This is a genomic window from Nonlabens xiamenensis (assembly GCF_003865345.1).
Lineage (GTDB): Bacteria > Bacteroidota > Bacteroidia > Flavobacteriales > Flavobacteriaceae > Nonlabens > Nonlabens xiamenensis.
Genome location: NZ_RMVE01000003.1, coordinates 524,183 through 543,163 on the forward strand (window position 1 = coordinate 524,183; position 18,981 = coordinate 543,163).

At 36.9% G+C, this 18,981-nt stretch carries 16 protein-coding genes; all 16 read right to left on the reverse strand.

Annotated elements, in window-relative coordinates:
- Positions 1-83: 83 nt before the first annotated feature.
- The 16 genes from EGM47_RS10780 to pseB all read right to left on the reverse strand — a co-directional run bounded on the left by EGM47_RS10780 (position 84) and on the right by pseB (position 18,979).
- The gene (locus EGM47_RS10780) at positions 84-3,353 is read right to left on the reverse strand and encodes a T9SS type A sorting domain-containing protein (protein ID WP_124980816.1); all 3,270 of its coding nucleotides are present in this window, start codon (positions 3,351-3,353) and stop codon (positions 84-86) included.
- 84 nt (positions 3,354-3,437) lie between these two features.
- On the reverse strand, positions 3,438-4,583 hold the full coding sequence (locus EGM47_RS10785; RefSeq protein ID WP_124980817.1) for a DegT/DnrJ/EryC1/StrS family aminotransferase: 1,146 nt from the start codon (positions 4,581-4,583) through the stop codon (positions 3,438-3,440).
- A gap of 13 nt (positions 4,584-4,596) precedes the next feature.
- On the reverse strand, positions 4,597-5,154 hold the full coding sequence (locus EGM47_RS10790; RefSeq protein ID WP_124980818.1) for a sugar transferase: 558 nt from the start codon (positions 5,152-5,154) through the stop codon (positions 4,597-4,599).
- A 12-nt stretch (positions 5,155-5,166) separates the two neighbouring features.
- The gene (locus EGM47_RS10795) at positions 5,167-5,721 is read right to left on the reverse strand and encodes a sugar transferase (RefSeq protein WP_124980819.1); all 555 of its coding nucleotides are present in this window, start codon (positions 5,719-5,721) and stop codon (positions 5,167-5,169) included.
- Entirely contained in the window at positions 5,718-6,650 is a 933-nt protein-coding gene (locus EGM47_RS10800) for an NAD-dependent epimerase/dehydratase family protein (RefSeq protein WP_124980820.1), read from the reverse strand. Before EGM47_RS10800 ends, EGM47_RS10795 begins: the two co-directional genes overlap by 4 nt.
- Positions 6,643-7,818, reverse strand: coding sequence for a glycosyltransferase family 4 protein (locus EGM47_RS10805; RefSeq protein WP_124980821.1), 1,176 nt, complete (start codon positions 7,816-7,818; stop codon positions 6,643-6,645). Before EGM47_RS10805 ends, EGM47_RS10800 begins: the two co-directional genes overlap by 8 nt.
- Positions 7,815-9,395: a heparinase II/III family protein gene (locus EGM47_RS10810; RefSeq protein WP_124980822.1), complete on the reverse strand. Its 1,581-nt coding sequence runs from the start codon at positions 9,393-9,395 to the stop codon at positions 7,815-7,817. The genes EGM47_RS10805 and EGM47_RS10810 overlap by 4 nt, the downstream gene beginning before the upstream one ends.
- 189 nt (positions 9,396-9,584) lie before the next feature.
- Positions 9,585-11,291, reverse strand: coding sequence for a hypothetical protein (locus EGM47_RS10815; RefSeq protein ID WP_124980823.1), 1,707 nt, complete (start codon positions 11,289-11,291; stop codon positions 9,585-9,587).
- Positions 11,292-11,294: 3 nt separating this feature from the next.
- Positions 11,295-12,416 carry a hypothetical protein gene (locus tag EGM47_RS10820; RefSeq protein WP_124980824.1) on the reverse strand — a complete coding sequence of 374 codons (1,122 nt, stop codon included), beginning with the start codon at positions 12,414-12,416 and terminating at the stop codon, positions 11,295-11,297.
- Positions 12,409-13,614, reverse strand: a complete 1,206-nt coding sequence (locus tag EGM47_RS10825) for an MATE family efflux transporter (RefSeq protein ID WP_124980825.1) — start codon at positions 13,612-13,614, stop codon at positions 12,409-12,411. Before EGM47_RS10825 ends, EGM47_RS10820 begins: the two co-directional genes overlap by 8 nt.
- A gap of 7 nt (positions 13,615-13,621) precedes the next feature.
- Positions 13,622-14,665, reverse strand: a complete 1,044-nt coding sequence (gene pseI, locus EGM47_RS10830; RefSeq protein WP_124980826.1) for a pseudaminic acid synthase — start codon at positions 14,663-14,665, stop codon at positions 13,622-13,624.
- On the reverse strand, positions 14,662-15,531 hold the full coding sequence (locus EGM47_RS10835; protein WP_124980827.1) for a methionyl-tRNA formyltransferase: 870 nt from the start codon (positions 15,529-15,531) through the stop codon (positions 14,662-14,664). Before EGM47_RS10835 ends, pseI begins: the two co-directional genes overlap by 4 nt.
- On the reverse strand, positions 15,528-16,088 hold the full coding sequence (locus tag EGM47_RS10840) for a GNAT family N-acetyltransferase (protein ID WP_124980828.1): 561 nt from the start codon (positions 16,086-16,088) through the stop codon (positions 15,528-15,530). Before EGM47_RS10840 ends, EGM47_RS10835 begins: the two co-directional genes overlap by 4 nt.
- A complete protein-coding gene (gene pseF / locus EGM47_RS10845; protein ID WP_240642416.1) occupies positions 16,075-16,800 on the reverse strand; it encodes a pseudaminic acid cytidylyltransferase in 726 nt (241 codons plus the stop codon). The genes EGM47_RS10840 and pseF overlap by 14 nt, the downstream gene beginning before the upstream one ends.
- On the reverse strand, positions 16,751-17,941 hold the full coding sequence (gene pseC, locus EGM47_RS10850; RefSeq protein WP_206052157.1) for a UDP-4-amino-4,6-dideoxy-N-acetyl-beta-L-altrosamine transaminase: 1,191 nt from the start codon (positions 17,939-17,941) through the stop codon (positions 16,751-16,753). The genes pseF and pseC overlap by 50 nt, the downstream gene beginning before the upstream one ends.
- A gap of 3 nt (positions 17,942-17,944) precedes the next feature.
- Complete coding sequence (pseB, locus tag EGM47_RS10855) at positions 17,945-18,979, reverse strand: UDP-N-acetylglucosamine 4,6-dehydratase (inverting) (protein WP_124980830.1); 1,035 nt, start codon at positions 18,977-18,979, stop codon at positions 17,945-17,947.
- Between the last annotated feature and the right edge of the window lie 2 nt (positions 18,980-18,981).

The window sequence follows — 18,981 nt, forward strand, 5'->3', positions numbered from 1 at the left end:
TATCTCAAATGAAAAAGAATGAAAGTCCTAAAATTGATTCAAAAAAGTCAAGTATTATAAACAATTGCACATATTTATGACAATTAGCGTTTTAAGAACCTTAATGTTTCATTTCTTTCTCCATGGGATATTTGCAAAAGGTAAAGACCAGAGGACAAAGCACTTAAACCTTTCAGTTCAGCTCTGCCGTTTATCGATGTCATGTGCTCTTGGATGAGTAATTGGCCATTTATATTGTAGACTTTTAACGCTACATTTCCTGATTCTTCATCCAAGTTTTCTACCCAAAGAATCCCTTCATTCACTGGGTTGGGATATATAGAAATCGCTTTCGCGAAAGCGTCGTCTCCAACACTTAAGGTAACTGGTTCTAACTTCAATTCAAATCTGTCGGTGGCGATGCTTGCAGTATTCGAAGGGTCAAAAGTAATTTGTATATCGTTCAACCCTGGGAGAATAGCCTGCTCTGTTCCAGTCAAGGAATCTAGCAGATATAAATTCACGAATTCCAACTGATTATCAAATCTAAATGTGTAGTCCGTCCCAGTTAACCCGTTTAAATCAAGATCCAAAATCCTAACGCTTTGTATAGGTGCATGGGTTAAAATGGCTCTTTGCTGGCCATTATCCATCAAGGCTATATTTTCATCCAAATTCCTTGGTTTTGAACTAGTAGTTCCCAAATCGTCAAATCTTAGTACCACACCATCGCGGGCTTTTCCACTGGCAAGTTCAGCCGTTTTGAATAAACCTAGTTGAACATAATTCTCCTGTCCAGGCGTGCTGTAAGTATTGGTTGTAGAGACATCACTGATTTTGTTGGACTCAACAAAAGTAAAAGCCGGAGCCAGGCTTCCCGTATCAATACCATCCTCTAGGGTTTGGATAAAAAAGGCTTGTTGTGGCTGGATAAATTGATTCACTTCAGACCCCATTACATTATTGGAACCAGAACCAAAATCATAAGCTACATAGGCTCCCCTATCTCCCAATGTTGGATCCCAGGCATAATAAACACTATTATCCACATCATTAGTTCCAGTCGCCATAATTTCAGAAAGATCTACTTGAGCCTGGTAAGGATTACCTACCATACTGAACTCCATGGACCCACTGGCCAATCCTCCGACATTGACCGCCCCAATTACGGGTGTACCTGTAGTTACAAGAGTAGTGGGAGTCGGTGTCGTATTAGCAGTGGTAAGCGATATGCTACGATCTCCCCTGATCATTAATCTGACGGGAGTGCCCGCACTATAGCTTAAGGTATTGGTCGCAGTAACAGCAGACCAGGCTTGGGTTGCATTGTCAAACATAAAAAGCGAAGGGTTATTCGTATTGGAAACATCAAAACCGTCGGCTGGTGCACCACCCGTCACTTGGGTACCTAATCCAGATTGATAACCCATATCTCCGGGATTCAGACCGTTTTGCTGCCAATCCGTAAAAACACTTCCTGTCATATTTACAGACGGCGACACAAATCTGAAGGCACGCTGTGCAGGGTAAAACTGTTCTACATTGATGTTTCCGCTAATACTACCACTGATGACTTCATCAATTACCGCAGAACTACTTGCGGTAGATAAAAGAGTTAGGTTGTCATTGGTGGTCAACGTACCATTGGTCAAACTAAGTACTCCCTCAACTTCAACACTTGTTTCCAAACTTAAACCTCCAGGGTTGTTGATGATCAGATCCTCCACAACAAATGAATTACCTAAAACAGCTTGAGCACTTGTACCTGAAATATTTAAAGCAGCCTGATGACTAATCAATACTCCATTATTGACAATATTATTGGTCAAGTTAACCGTATTCATTCCTAAATCTAGGCTTGCAGCGTTATCCACTGTGATGCGTCTCACGTCTACATCACCATTCAATGCAACTGAACCAGAAGAAACGATGATATTGTCCAAGTTAGTGCTGTTTCCTACGGGATCAGCTGGGGTCCATTGGGTGCCGTCAAACAAATAATTGACTGGTTCCCTGAATCCAGGCGTCATATCTCCAGTAGCCGCGGATGTAATCAACCAACTACCAGACTGCCATGGATTAGCAGGGCTATCATTCACATCTAAACGCACAGCTCTTGAGTCTGTGTATTCCCAGGGCTGACCAGTACCATCGGTTCCAGGGGCACCATATACATCAAAGACAAAACCGCCGTTATCAGGCGCTGCATTTAATGATAGCGTGTATGAATCATCACCATTTCCTTGAGGAACCGGAGAATAGATATCCGCAGTAACACCATAAAATGTTTCCCAGCTAGGTACATTGTTATCTGAGGCCACCACGTAATAATCACCTGGCGCAATGGTTCCTGTAAGTTGTGTATCACTACCTGTTGTCGTTCCAGCGTTTACATATCTTGAGATAAATACAGTGGTTACTGAAAAATCAATGGTTGTAGCACCATTGTTATACAATTCAACAAAACGACCTGAAAATTCGTCTGACGGATCAGCTACTTCTGTAATGATAAGATCCGGTGCTGGTGGAAAATCATTGTCTTCGATGGTTAAAGTAAACGTATCGTTAACACCAGCATTAGCATTGTTGCCACCATTTACGTTTTGGAGATTGAAAACAAAATCTTCAGTCCCTTCAACCATCATATCATCCGTAATGGTCAATGTCGTGGTTTGGCTCATCCCGCTACCAGCAGGAAAGTTTAGGGTCTGGGTCAAGTAATTGTTCAGATCAGTAGCGGATCCTGAAGTCAGTACCACATCTACCGTAGTGGAATTATTGGCATCTTGATTAGTGATAGATACATCCACACTGGCAGTCATATCTCCTTCATTGACGGTAAGGGATGTGGTTACAAAATTAACTCGTGTATCAGACGTAGCGGTACCAGAAGCTGTCAAAACAAGATTTTGCAATCGCACTCCCCTGCCAGATGCATTGGTAGATAGTCTAATCACCACTTGATTGGTCAGTGAATTGATAGTAAATGTTCCACCATCCACATAGGATGAACTTGAGGGTGTATTTGATGTCTCTACCTGTGAAAAGCTTGTCCCCCCGTCATCTGATATTTCTATAATAGCAGGATTGGATGTGCCACTACCAAAAGTAGCTACATCCAGCGTAAATTCGGCTGCTGCAAAACCGGAAAGATCATAAGTATCGGTAGTAATAATATCCGAAGGTGACCCTGTATCAAGTAAATAATAAGAACCGCGATCTATATCTTGGGAAGTCACATTATTGGTCGCCGTCCACCCAGTAGGCAAAGGCCCGCCGCCGTTAACATTAAAAAGATCAGTTTGTGCTTTTGCGTGAAGACCAAATAAGCTTACCACAAAGGTACAAACCAGGTAAGGTAAAATATTTTTCATAGGTTTAAGTTTGCCGGCAAAATAAGAAAATCTGTTTTGAAGAATACCGAGTTTAAAATAAGTAATTGTTAAATCTTTAGTAGATCAGGCGTCCTTGAAAACTGTTAAAATAGCATTCGCAATTCTCTCTCTATCCGTATCGGTGAGATTGGATCCAGAAGGAAGACAGAGGCCTTTATCAAAAAGGGAATCGCAAACACCATGTCCATAATATGGATAATCTTTATATAAGGGTTGCAAGTGCATGGGTTTCCATAGGGGTCGCGATTCGATATTATCCTTTTCCAAAGCCACTCTAAGATCTTCACGAGTGATTCCACCGGTGAGTGAAGGTTCAACCAGTATGGCGCTGAGCCAATGGTTGGAGTGAAAATCTGCGGAAGGCTCCTCCAAAACGTTGATCCCATCAATTTCCTTAAAAAGATCTTTATAAAAGCTATTCATGCGACGCCTGAGCTCCACATGTTTATCCAGGACTTGCATCTGACCACGTCCGATTCCCGCCGAGATGTTACTCATACGATAGTTATAGCCCAGTTGGCTGTGTTGGTAATGCGGTGCCTGGTCTCTGGCTTGAGTGGCTAGAAAAACCGTCTTTTGTTTAGTGGACTGATCGGGACAAACTAAGGCCCCGCCACCACTAGTAGTAATGATCTTGTTACCGTTGAAACTTAAGATCCCAAAGTCTCCATAAGTTCCACATTTACGACCTTTGTAAGTGCTTCCTAAGGCTTCTGCACTGTCCTCGATTACTGGTATTTGATGCGCTTTCGCGAAAGCGTGAACTTCATCCACCTTGTAAGGCATACCATATGAATGTACAGCTATGATTGCCTTAGGCTTCTTTCCTCTTGCGATGCGATCTTCTACAGCGCTCTTTAATAACTCTGGGCACATATTCCAGGTTTGTTTCTCGCTATCCACAAATACCGGAGTTGCATTCACATATAATATGGGATTTGCCGATGCACAGAAGGTAAAGCTCTGGCAAATAACTTCATCTCCAGCCTCAACCCCAGCCAGAAGCAATGCAAGATGAACGGCTGCTGTACCGCAATTTAAAGCTGTCACTTCTTTGCCTTGAGACAAATATTTGGATAATTCCCTTTCAAAATTTGTTATGTTTACGCCCACTGGCGCAATCCAATTTGAATCTAGCGTAAGCGCAAGAAATTCCCCTTCATTGCCATCTAGATGTGGAGTGGAAATATAAATTCTAGGTTTGCTCATACTTCCATGAGTGTTAAGGTTTCATTAATCTATGCAATGTCGCCAAAAGAATTTTTAAGTCGTAAAAGAAAGATTGTTTGTTGAGATATTCGTAGTTAAGACGGACTTTATCGGGAAAAATGATCTTGTCATTAAACTCTAATGGATTCAATTGATTTTCTAAGAGATACTCTTCCCTGCTATATTTTAAGGCGGCAAGACTTGTCAATCCTGGACGCAGGCAAAGAATATCACGATATTTACCTGATAACCTGTCATAATATCCTGGTAAGTCGGGTCGGGGACCTACAACAGACATTTCACCTTTCATAATATTGATAAATTGCGGTAGCTCGTCAATCTTGTATCTACGTAAGTATCTACCGATTTTGGTAACATGTCCATCAGACATTGTTTTAAATTTGATAATCTTAAAAAACTTACCATGTCGCCCAATACGTTCTTGGGTAAAAAAAACATTACCATAAAACCAATGCCAAGTACACAAAATAAATAAAAACGGTGTTAGAACGAGCAGAACCATTGCGGATAAAATAATGTCACATAGCCTTTTTACAATTGTATAAGACATTTTGTCAATTGATTAAGGATTAATCACGTTATCCCCTGAACCTTTACCAGCAATAGTCATGAATATGTATTGGAAATATTTTTTGATCGTCAAATTTTTAAGCATTTTGGCATCAACTTCTGCGAGCAGTTTGGGAGTAGACATGTCAATATTTTTTATTTGAGCAAGTCCGGTGATACCTGGAAGATAATCATACACACCTTGTTTTTCTCTTTGTTCAATCAATTCCTCTTGATTTTCGAGATTAGGTCTAGGCCCAACCAGGCTCATCTCACCCTTTAATACATTGATCAACTGAGGTAATTCATCAAGTTTAGATTTTCTCAAAAATCCTCCCAGTGGAGTAATTGAACTTTTCTGAGCTAAGTGGGTGGCTACGGACTTTGTATCAACGCTCATAGTCCTAAATTTTAATAGAATGAAAGTTTCTCTTCCTTTACCTAATCGTCTCTGTCGAAATAAAGGTGATCCTGTGTCAAAATAACCTAAAATCATAATAATCAGTATAACTGGCCATAAAAACAAAACCCCTAAAAGGGAAAATATAAAATCGAATATTCGTATCATACAGACTTACTTGTAAAACTCTGAAATGTCTTAATCAAACCCTCACTTGTATTAACAGGCAAAACATCGAGCCCAAAGGCCTTTTTGATTTTATAATTTGACACTACATAGTTTTCTGTTAGCTTCTTTTTCTTTTCAGAGTCGATGGGTAAAGGCATGATATCCCCAAGTTTTGCAATTGCCCCAATTAAAAATTTTGGGACATTGAAAATTCTTGCGTTTTTACCTAAGGTCTGACCTATTAATCCCACAACCTCATTTGTGGAAATTGACTGATCATCGGCAAGATTGTATACTCCAGAAGGTAAGTTCTGACCCTTTATTATTTGATCGATAAGAAAACACAAATTATCAATCGATAAATAAGAGCGCGAATTGTGGTACTTCCCAAATGGATACGGTATACCTTTATCGACAAGGTTATACAGAAGATTCAAGTTACCCTTATTACCAGGGCCATGAATCATGCAAGGGCGCAATATATACACAGACTTATCAGAAGGTATCTTTTGACTAAGCAAATATTTTTCTGCCATCGCCTTGGATTGACCATAAGGTGTAAGCGGATTATAGTCGTGGGATTCTGTCAACACTTCATTTACGGTATCTGCAACTGCCTTAGTGGAACTAAAAAAAATAAATTTTTGACATTCTGAGTCTAGAAAAAGTTCAAAAAGGTCTCTGGTCAGTTCAAAATTTACTTTAAAATAATCTTCGTGATTTGATGTTTTTTCAAGATCATGAGCCTTACCTGCCAGGTGAATAAAACTATTGTATTTACTCAGGTCTTTCGACTCTAAGTTTTTATAAGCCAGATTAGCATCAGTGGACCTAGACAAGACTTCTACCTGACAACCACTTTGGTTAAGATAAGGGACGAGATTGACTCCTACAAAGCCAGTTGCACCAGAAACAATAATCCTATTCATTAAGATAAGATTTGATGGAGTCCGCCATTTTTAAATTTATATGGTGTCTTCTATACTTGTTCACAAATGAGGTTCTCATTTCCTTATGATAATCGTACTCTTTGATTTTTTGCATGAAATCGTCAACATTATTTGGAGCAAAGAGAATATAATTACTTAGCTCACTCTTTACAAACTCTTCAGCATAGCCAGCGACTCCTGCAATAATGGGAACGGGAAAGGTAGCATATTCAAACAATTTGGAGGGTAAAACTCTTTCAAAGGCGTTATAATCATTTAAATGCAAAAATAAATAATCTGCTTCAGTGTAGATATCGTATAATTCAGCTCTTTGCACTGGCGGCAAAATTATTACATTGTCAATTTCTCTTTGAGTGATTTGATCCTGAAGTTCTTGTCTTTTGCCACCATCTCCAATGATTTTAAATTTGTAATCGCTCCCTAGTTTTTCTGCCATGTCTGGGACAATTTTATGGAGACCTTGACCTTCCCCCATATTACCAGCGTAAACAATTATTTTAGGATACGAGGTAGGAGACTCGGTATTTTTCTCGAGATTGTGCAAGAATTCCTCGTCAATACCATTGGTAAAGAAACTTAGTTGAGCTTTATATTTTGAAAAATAGGAAGCAAAGCCTTTTGAAACTAAGTTGATATGCGCAGCCCTATTAAAAGTATAGGATTCTACAGGCCTTAGCAGTAAATCTAATCCTCTCTTTGTCAGACCATTTGAAAAAATCTCCACGATGCTCTCTCTAAAAATATCTCTAATATCTAAATACAACTTAGCATTGTTTTTTTGAGCAATGCGTGCCCCTAAGAAGGCGGTGAACAACCTTGAGGAGGAGGCATAAACCAGATCATACTTTTTTCCTTTGGCAATTTTATTTGCGTGGAAGTAAAATGTTTTGAATGAGTTTATTTGCCCTAACAATCCGTTTGTATGTCTTGGAATTTTAATCCTGTGTATATGAGAATTGGAAGAATAATTTTCATAAGCATCACTGTCTACTTTAAAACTGGAATATCGATTTGGCACTGTGGTGATGACATCAATGATGTAATCTGAGGGAAGCTTTTCCAGTAATGCTTTAAAAAGAGGTGTATTTCTAAAAGAGCCCGCAGATAAGTCTGGTTCAAAATAAAATGTAAGAAAGAGTATTCTCATATAGCTATTCTAGTACTAAGTCTGTTTTTGAAAACGATTTTAATCCTTTGAGATGGGATAAGCTGATTATAACCTGTAGCCAAATTATACGGTTCAATGAAGCTAGCTTGAGCACCAACAAATGTAAAACAAATATCGTAGGGCAGCACGTAAAAACTGTGATCATTCACTAACTTCAATTTGCAATCTGGATGAAAATGAAAGAAAGCCATAACTGGCCCATTATACGAGACCTGATCCTCAATAATGATCAAATCATTGACACATGTAAGTTTTCGGACGAAGGTTTCCTTCGTTATATAGTGACAAACGCTGGCCGAAACAATATTATTACTATCCTCGACTAGCTGAACCTTTGATCGTTGTGCAGTTCTAAACCCTCCCCAAACATTGTCAAAATTTTCATTTGAAAAATGTACCGTGTTGTGCGAACTGGTACTTCGCTCTAATTGTCTTCTTTCATTCTTCTCGTAGGTGGAAACACCTGTATCGACCAGAATTGGTTGATTATTCCAATTCAACAACACTTGTAGTGCGTCGCTATGATGATGGCCTGCTTGGTAAGTGGCGGTAATATTACCTACATCAAACAATACCTCTGCATGATCAAGACGAATCATCCGGTAACCACTTTCTCCCAATGTTAGATTAGCTATTGGAAAAATGTTTAGTTGACGGGCATACTCAACTAAAAGACTTGTTTCTGGTGCTATACCGGACGCGCTGTCATTAACAAGAGGTATTTGTCCATTTGAAAAACCAATATTCATTAGCCATGTGAGCATTTTGGCTGCATGACCTCTTAAGGTTGTACTCATCTCTCCTACCCATTTACATTCTTCAATGAGATAGATAGCATCCAAAAGTCTATACAAAATGATCTGATGATACATAGGAGACTGTTCAAAATGGGCTCCATCAGATAGTATCTGTTCATTTAGCTCTGATTGAAGGATATTCTTAGCTTTTTTTAAATATCGAGGATCTCTGAAAAAATGGGCTGAAAACAGTAGTGCAAATCCGTTTTCCAATATATGATTACCCAAAATATGATATTCAATATTCACATATAATATATCACTGTACCATTTTAAAGACTGATGAATCTCTTTATTTGCCACTTGATGCTTTGTCAGAAACTTAAACCAGTTAATAATTCTTAGAGATATAGGGTAAGGCTCTAGACCATCTTTTAAATCGGGCTCACTTTTGATATAGGACAAGATTAAATTTAAGCCGAATTCCTTGCTCATGTCCTTTTGTTCCAAAAATTCAAAATAGTTAAGGTTATAACACCATAATTTGCCATAACCCAAGTAGTTCCAGTCGATAGCTCCTGAGAAAGTTTTTTTCTGATTCAGAAAATTAAAAGTATCAGGCTCAAAATACGTTTTTGCGCTATATATTGGAAAATCATATCTTTCATGAAAAGAAATATAGTTGATGTCTGATTTTTCTTCTTTTCTAGGTACTCGGTAAAATAATTTCCTAATCAAATAGAAAAAACGGTAATACACTTGAATAGGTTTTAAAAACCTAAGTGTATGAAGAAATAAAGTGATTTTTGAGATATCCATTTTTTCTTAATATTTATGGATTTTTGAGTAATCAAATGCTATATAAAGTATGTCCTTTAGTATCAATGGTTTTTTATTGCAATGGGTGAGAAACGATTATCATATACCCATAAGTGGGATGTATTAAGCTTTACAGAAAAATGGTTAACTGAATGCTTTTGTCAATCTAAGGTCAAAAGAAGTATAAAATTAAAATTGGTTTTGGACTTTTTCTTTTAATGCTTGTCTCTCCTCTTCGGAAATTTTAAACCTACCGTAGTCATGAAAATATAGCTGTTTGTTATCCACGAAATTAGAAATCTGCTGAATAGACGGCAAATACTTAAAAGTGCCTTGATACTCATCAGGTATATAATCAATTCCAGTATTTTTTAGCTTTCCATTGACAAAAAATAGCACTGGAACATCTAATTTCCAAGCGTCGTAGCCAATCGATGAATTTCTGGTAGCTACAACCTCCGCCATCTTTATTGTTTCAATCGAGTCAGCATTATCATGGACAAAAGGAACGTTGTGAGTTGAATATTCAGCTTTTCTAGACCTTGGGTGTAATTTTATCATGAAGTCCAGTTCTGAAGATTCGGAATACTCTTTCAGCAATTGTATGATGACGCCCTCATCCTCTTGGAAGATAGGCTGAGTAAAATATATTATTCTTTTTTCATTTTTTATTTTCTCGATGTCGTGAATAACTGAATATTTGATATCCGGTAGTACATCCAACACATGAACTAATTCATGATTAATTATAGAATGATTGTTATATGTTTCCCGATCAGAAAAATAGAATTTATCACCAAAAACATAATTTTCTTGTTTTAAACTGGCCATAAGTGTTGTTTGAATTTGGACAACACGCTGATTAGGATTCAAACATTTTACATAATATGGCTGTGGTGAAAGCATGTCAAAACATACGATCGTTTTTCTCTTATCATTATTTTTTAGCTCGTGCTTCAAAGCTTTCCCAAGTGTTGAACAATAGTACTCATATATGGCTATATCTGCCAAACACTTATTTAAATTTAAACTTAGACCAAAAAATTTACATTTGGTCGGAGCAGCAAGCAAAGAGATCGAAAGGAATTTTTTAACTATCTGGATGTAGTCAGAAATTATTTGATATACAGGTAAAATTCCTTCTCCGTAAGAGAAATCTACTTTGGACCAATGTAGATAACGATAATTTCTGAAAGGGAAAATTGAACTTTCTACTGCAAAAATTGCGGTTTTTTTATGAAAAAATACTTGTTGGATATTCTTAATAAATTGTGATTGAATTAGACCCCTGGTTGTAAAAAGGATTTCCGACTGGGAAGTATCACATTTACGGGAGTGAAACCAATAAAATATCTTGTATATACATTGCTGAAAAAATTTTAAATGTATAAAAGAAAGTCCTCGAATATAAAATTTTATTGAGTTGAAGATGGATGTTTCTTTGGTTGTAATGCTATTTACTCCATTTAAACGCAAATACTGAATCACAATTGGCGCTAAAAAAAAACTATAGTCATATAAAAAATTGGTTTGACTTTCTCCTTCAGCCTCCATCATGGAAATGTTGATCTTTTTTCCAGATTTTTGAATGATTACAGAGTCTTCCTTTGTTATATAGTTGTTTTCAATCGCATATTTTATAGTGGTCAACCATTGGCCTAAGGGGATAAAAACCGATCTTGACAAAGCCGGTTGCATCCCATTTAAAAGTTCTGAGAAATCACTATTTCTAATAGCCTCTTTGACCTTTGAAAACTCAGATAAGACGAATTCGCGATCAAAACTTAGAGATTTCAACCCTCTTTGCAAGCAAACAATTTCATTCTTTGATATCACCACATCAACCTGATCTTTGAAAGATGATTGACCTTCAAAATTTATGAAAATTGTTTTCATATACTAAATTTTATTATCCTTATAGAGATAACCAAGACTGATCGCTGTTAAAGGGGTAACAAATAAGGAATAAGAGAAAAAAGATTCTATGAAGCAAAATAAAAATGTAAGGTAAGCAATTTTGTAGCCTAGATCCTTAATCTTAGGCCTAAGAGTTAAACCTCGAATTAAAAATATGTATATTGTTAATGTAAAAACAATACCGTATTTTGACCAAAAGCCAATTGGAGAAAAATGTACATTGGCAACATCCTTATCGATATAAACACCCAAATCATAAGTAAACCCGACCCCTAAACCAAAAAAATAATCGGCGTCTGTTTTGACTAGTTGAAGAATGGAATTAATTTCATCATCCCGGCCTGCACTTATTAAAGCCAAACCCTCTTCCCAATTACTACCTTCCTGAAACTTTTCATAGGAATAATTTAGCCTACGAATTGCATTATTGTCACTGTACTCCTGAAATAAGAAAACTAACAAAAATACTCCGGCGACCCCTAGAAATAAATATCTGATGATTTGTCTTTTTTTAAATAATAAGACTCCCGCGATAAATGTTGCGATGGCTCCAAATAATTGAGCTCTCTTGCCATAAAGCAATATGAGTAGCAGAGCTGCAATAAGATAAATGAAATTACCATTGAAATACTGGGCAAAAGGCAATTCTAATGGCGGGAAAATAGCAACTCTATTCACTCCCGCAGAACTGTAAATATAATAAGCTACGGGTAATAGAACTACACTACCTAAAAATGCAATTTTTGAATAGAATTTAACGTAGGATTGAAAATCATTTCTTTGCCAATATTCCTTAAAAATATAGACCTTACAGAAAAAAAATAAAGGATTGGTTACATCAGTTATATACCGTCGTGATAGTTCAACACCGTTAAATAAACCAACGAAAATACTAATCAAAAGAAGGAGACAAATAAAGTAAATGAATGGCCGGTTTAGGTATTTACGACCAATAATGACTACAAAACAATCTAATACAGCTGTTGCAATTAGTAGATAAACCGTCGCCGTGCTCTCCAAGGCGGTTCTCAGAGCACTTAAAAATATTCCGAGAAGACCCAAAAAAGGAAGTGATCTTAGATAAAACTTGAAATATTTACTCATTGGTTTTAAAAATAATCTTTGCGCATGCTCGATATTGCGTAAATATAGTAAGCATCAATACACTTAGTAATACGAATCCAATCAATCTATAATCAATGTCATAAAATTTTACGTAAAAATATGCTCCGGCTACAATCGCAAGAAGAGGCACATAATTTCTCAAATATGAAACTTCTTTGTTTACAGAAATAAAAATCAAAGAAAATAATGAGCTGGAAAACACTAGGGATTTGATCAAGACATTAAATAAAGTGAAATGACTTAATAAATCATAATTGGTGAAAAAATGAAGTTGAATCAATTCAATAAAAAAAAACGAGCATACAGGGAATACTACCAGAATTATATTGACAAGAATGACTTTTTTAAAGAAAATCACCCTGTAAGCATGTTCATTTTGTAATCTATAGATCATTTTAGGATAATAATAAAACAACACAGTGGTCGCGATCATATAAAAGGCCTTTCCAAAAAAGTCAGCCACCTGATAATTACCTAGTATATCTTTTTGCAAATCCAATTCATTTAAAATCAGTCGGTCAAAAGTGAGCAAAATTGTAGTGATGATTCCAATTCCAATTAACTTAACTCCTTCAACAATCAATTTTTTCAATAAATCAAAATTCAATGTTAGAAATCTTTTCCTTATAGTATTTAGCATTTTATATGCATCTATAAAATAACATATAATACCTATAGCCATAGAAATCGCCCATATCAAAACATATTGATACAGATTCTCTACGAATACCAATACACCAATCAAGAATAATAGGGAAAAAATGATGTTGTTTTTATTTAAAACGTGTATTCGATCTATTACCCTGAAATAAGTCATAAAATAACTTCTCAAAATGGTAAATGCGGAAAGGAAGCCAACAAACAACCAGTATTCGTTACTTAGTAAAATATAACTTAGGGTAATTGCTATAGCACCTGCCAGTAAATGGTATTGAAGGTTAATGATCAAAAAGTCTTGTTCTTCCTTATTCGATTGTAACTTTTTGTAATTCTTAATCATCACTTGATTGATACCCAAAGTCAGATAAGCTGAATAAGTGAGGAAAAGAAAGATAGGTATAGATTTGCCCATCTCACCAGGACCTAATTCTTCAGCCACGATAAACGTAGTCAAGGCTGTAATTCCTATTTCCAAATATTTTAAAGAAGAAAATAAAATTACACCTTTGTATTTCAAAAAGTATTTATACATCCAGATAATCAAGCTTCATCGGAGTTCCTTTACTCAGGTCTGTCAAAAAAGGCTTTCCAATTATTTGATCCAAATATTTAGGATGCATTCCATATCCTGGACGGATAGAGCGGACGTTTTTATCGGTTACCACTTCACCTTTCTTGATATCTTGAACTACAAACAATGACCTTGCAAACTTTCTATTTTTCTCTACTTTTTTAGTAACTGAATAATCGACTGAACCGATAAGTTTTTCGGCATCCCTGACGGCGTTTACCATCTCTCTAAACTCAGATTCATCTAAAGAAAAATCAGCGTCTGGCCCACCTATGGATTTGTCTAAAATAAAATGTTTTTCAATAACTTTTGCGCCCAATGAAACAGCTACAACTGGAGCAATAAAACCATATGTATGATCGCTAAATCCAACTTCGACACCAAAACGCTTCCCCATGTCAGTGATAGTTTTAAGATTTGCCAATTCAAGTGGTGCTGGATAAGACGAAGTGCATTTAAGTAAGATAATTTCATTATTGCCAGCTTGCCTACATGTCTTAATGGCTAATTCAATATCATCTTCAGTAGCAATACCTGTGGACATGATCATTGGTTTTCCCTGGGATGCGGCATATTTAATCAGAGGGATATCCTGAATTTCAAAAGATGCAATCTTATAAGCTGGAACATCTAATTCATGCAAAAAATCCACAGCACTGTGGTCGAATGGGGAAGAAAAACAAATCAAGTCTAAATCTTTAGCTTTCTTGAAAAGTGCTTCATGCCATTCCCATGGCGTATAAGCTTCACTGTACAACTCATATAAAGTTTTACCGTCCCACAATGAGCCACTGTCTATTTTAAAATAATCATTATTTACATCAATGGTTAATGTATCTGGTGTATAGGTTTGCAGTTTTATTGCATCGGCACCAGCTCTTTTTGCTGCCTCGATGGTTTGCAGTGCTACATCTAAATTACCATTATGATTTGCAGACAGTTCAGCAATTATAAAACAGGGACTACCTTCTTGAATATCAAATTCACCAATTTTCATGATTCTAGTTTTTTATTTAACAAAAATTCTGCCCTGATCTTATGACGTGTTTTTATTATTTCAAGTGCTCCATCTGGACACTTGATCGTTAAAGGATCAGTCGACAGTACATATCCATTGGGCATTTCGTAATGGAATCCCATATCGCTTTTTTTCACCTTATCGATAATAATTTTATGATCCATAAAACAAGCATACGCACCTGGATATGGCTCGGATTGGGCTCTTACCCAATTGCAAATTCGATCCTTTGACCAGTTCCAGTTTATCTTCCCCATCTCTGGAGTCCTCTTGCCAAAATAGGTGGCCTGTTTCTCGTTTTGTGTCCGTTTAACAAGTTGGGAATCTTGATAATTAATAAGAAACGTGTTCACCAGTTTAGGATATAATCCTTCATAAATGCTTAGAAGTTTAGCGCCCGTCATCTCAGGCGTTATGTCCACCACTATTTGTTCGATAACATCTCCTGTATCACAACCAAGTTCGATTTCGTGAAGCGTTATTCCAGCTTGTGTTTCTCCATTAATAATAGCCCACACATGTGGAGTACGTCCTCTATATCTAGGAAGCAAAGAACCATGAACGTTTACGGCTATGTTAGTCGGCCATTGAATGAGATCTTCTTCTATCAAAAATAAATAATTTACGGATAGCAGGACCTCTACATTTAAATGACTAACCTCAGCGTATGCTTTACCACCCCGAGGATTACCAACAAACAATGCAATAGAGTTTTCTTGAGTATATTCAATGATATTCTTGGATTTTGAGTCCGTCAACACGCAGGATAAATGATATGACCCCTGGTGCAAGTATTTGAGCATCTCATATCCCAAATTTCCACTACAAAGTAATGCTATATTCATGCCTGACCATTTATTTTTGAATGTATAACCACATCAACATATTCACCATTAAATAAACAATGATCTTTCAGTCTAGCATCATTAAAATATCGTTTTGCTTCAATAGCTTTGTATAGATGCGGTCTTAGATCAAACGCATAAACATATAATTTATGTAGATTGAGCTCTTTAAATCCTATTTGCTCTATTAAATCCAAATACACACCCCAGAGCTTTTGAAAACTGCTTTGCTCCAACTCGGTTTTCATTATAAATGATATTTCAGCATTTTTATCTTGCCAATTAATATGCACCAATCCACCATAACCAATACAAACATCATCTTTCAAAAAAGAAAATAACAGTTGTTCTGGTTTTTCTTCTGAAAATAGTTTCGTAACAACACTTACGAAATAATTATCTTGTTTCTCTGTGGTCAGCGGCTCGTTTTGCCGTAGATGGTACATCTGCTCATTACGCCATTTCATAATGGCATGTCGATCCTCCATTCTTATGGGTACCAAACGATATTCTTGATTAGAATATTCTTGAGTCGACAAGCACTTATAAGAGTCCATACTTTAGCTCAGCTAGTTTCCAATCAACTTCATTATCTATGTCCTGTCCTTCCATTTCACTAATCTCAAGTCCTCCAGAGTTTTCAGTGATTAAAACCCCACGACTAATACAAGTTTGAGTCAACCAATAAAATTGACCGGCATCATGATACGACGGCACAAGATCCTGACTACGCGTATTGATATGATCGATGTCTAGAAACTTTATATTTCCGTGTGTATCTCGTCGCAATGCTCGTTGAATGGGAAATCCATATCGCATGACTGGAAGTACAGAATCAAAATTTCCTCTATTCAAAAGTTTATGAGCCTCTTTTAGTTTTTTAGCACTGACGAATGGGGCTGTTGGATAAAGACAGCAAACAGAAGCAAAAGATAAACCATATTTCTTTTCATAAATATCCACAACTTCTTGAATTACGTCAAATGTAGTCGCATAATCATCTGCGTTTTTCTCAGATCTTAAGAAAGGAACTTTAGCACCATATTGTTCAGCAGTTTCCTTTATCTCCAAATCGTCAGTGGAAACCATTACCTCGTCAAATAATTCTGAATCAAGCGCTGCTTCAATAGAATAAGCAATGATAGGTTTCCCCAAAAAAGGTTTGATATTTTTCCTTGGAATTCGCTTACTTCCTCCTCTTGCTGTTATAATGCACAAATTACCCATAATATTCATTGACCTTATCAAGAACTCTATGTTGTTCTTCATCTGTCAAGCTTGGAAACATCGGAAGACTGATACACCTTGAATAATAGCGCTCTGCAAAAGGTACATCTCCTTCTTTCCACCCCAAACCTCTATAATAAGGCATTAAATGGCAAGGTATATAATGAATTTGAGCATAGATACCATTTTCCCGGAGGTAATTGTAAAGACCCAATCTATCATCTACCTCAATCACATACAAGTGGTAAGCATGTCCTGGTACTACCCCACTTTGTCCTTTTATATATTTTTTATTCTCAAAAGCATCATTATACACAGAAGCTATCTCTATACGGCGTTGAATTCCCTGATCTGCTCGCTGCAACTGACTACTCCCTAGCGCTGCCTGAAAATCAGTAATCCTATAATTATACCCCAATTCCTGCATTTCCATATACCAACCTGGATACTCTTGGCTGTTCTTCTCGGCTGACGCAAAATCCTTTGAGTTGGTATAAAGCGACTCATCCTTTACAATACCATGCGTTCTCAAGGCCAGAAGTTTATGATATAATTCTTCATTGTTGGTAGTAATCATCCCTCCCTCTCCACAGGCAATATGTTTCACTGGATGAAAAGAGAATATAGCTAAGTCTGCAAAATTACCATTTCCACAATGTTGCTTTTCACCATTACTGTCCACAAAATACCCACCTGGAGAATGGCAACTATCTTCAATGATCCATAGATCATATTCATCAGCTAACTGTCTATATTCCTCCAAATTTACGGCACGTCCTGCAAAATCAACTGGAATGATACCAGCATACGTGCCTTTGGGAGAAGCCTCAAGAAGCAGTCTCACCTTTTGGACATCTAGCAAATAAGTTTTCGGATCAATATCTGCAAAAACAACCTCCCCGCCGCAATACCTTACACAGTTTGCACTTGCGGCAAAAGTTATTGGTGTAGTAATCACCTTATCACCAGGCTTAACATTTAAAGCCAAAGCATTTAAATGTAGTGCTGCGGTACCGTTGGAAACGGCCACTGCGTATTTAGCTCCTACGTAAGCGGAAAATTGCTCCTCAAATTCAGCGATACGAGGTCCTTGGGTAAGATAATCTGATTGCAATGCATCAACAACAGCATCTATGTCTGCTTGCTGGATGTCTTGACGGCCGTAGGGAATTGAACTTGACATAATTTAAATATCAAAATTTGAATCAACGTGTAATTTCACCAATGCTCTCAAACTTTCCACTGTCTCCCATTCAGTATTGGTGCCAGAATCATAAGCAAAACCGTCTGGAACATCCTCCCCTTTAAAAGCTGACTTATATTCTTCCTTTGTGTACTTAGAATATGGTGATTGTTGCGGCAGTATAGCATAATATTTACCAATATCAACTGTATTAAAGGAGTCAGAGGCTGTGATCATTTCTTCATGTAATTTCTCTCCTGGTCTAATTCCAATCTCTTTTTGTTCTAATTCTGGAGCGATTGCTGTTGCCACGTCTGGGATTTTGTATGAAGGGATTTTAGGAACAAATACCTCACCACCCCATGCGTTCTCAATCGCATAAAAAACCATTTCACAGCCATCCTCCAATGAGATATTGAATCTAGTCATCCTATTATCTGTAATAGGAAGAAATTCCGCACCTTCATTTCGCTTTTTAAGGAAAAACGGCATTACCGACCCATTCGACCCCATAACGTTTCCGTATCTAACTACAGAAAATTTGATATCTCGCTTTCCTTTGATATTATTGGCTGCTATGAATAATTTATCTGAAGCCAATTTAGTAGCTCCATACAAATTTATCGGTGCCGCGGCCTTGTCTGTTGACAGTGCAACTACATTTTTTACATTACAAGCCAATGCTGCATCAATCACATTCTCTGCACCGTTAATATTTGTTTTAACGCATTCCATCGGGTTATATTCAGCCAAATGAACATGTTTCATTGCCGCAGCATGTATAACTACATCAATACCTTCAAAAGCTTTCATTAATCGATTCTTATCCCTCACATCACCGATAAAATATCGGATTTGCGGAAATTCTGCCTCACTAAATTCCTGAGCCATTTGAAAATGCTTTTGTTCATCCCTTGACAAAATTACTAGCCGATGCACATCTGGACACCTGTCCAAGATCAGCTTGGTAAACATTTTTCCAAAAGAACCAGTACCTCCTGTAATCAATATTGACTTTCCTCCTAAATTTAAACTCATTA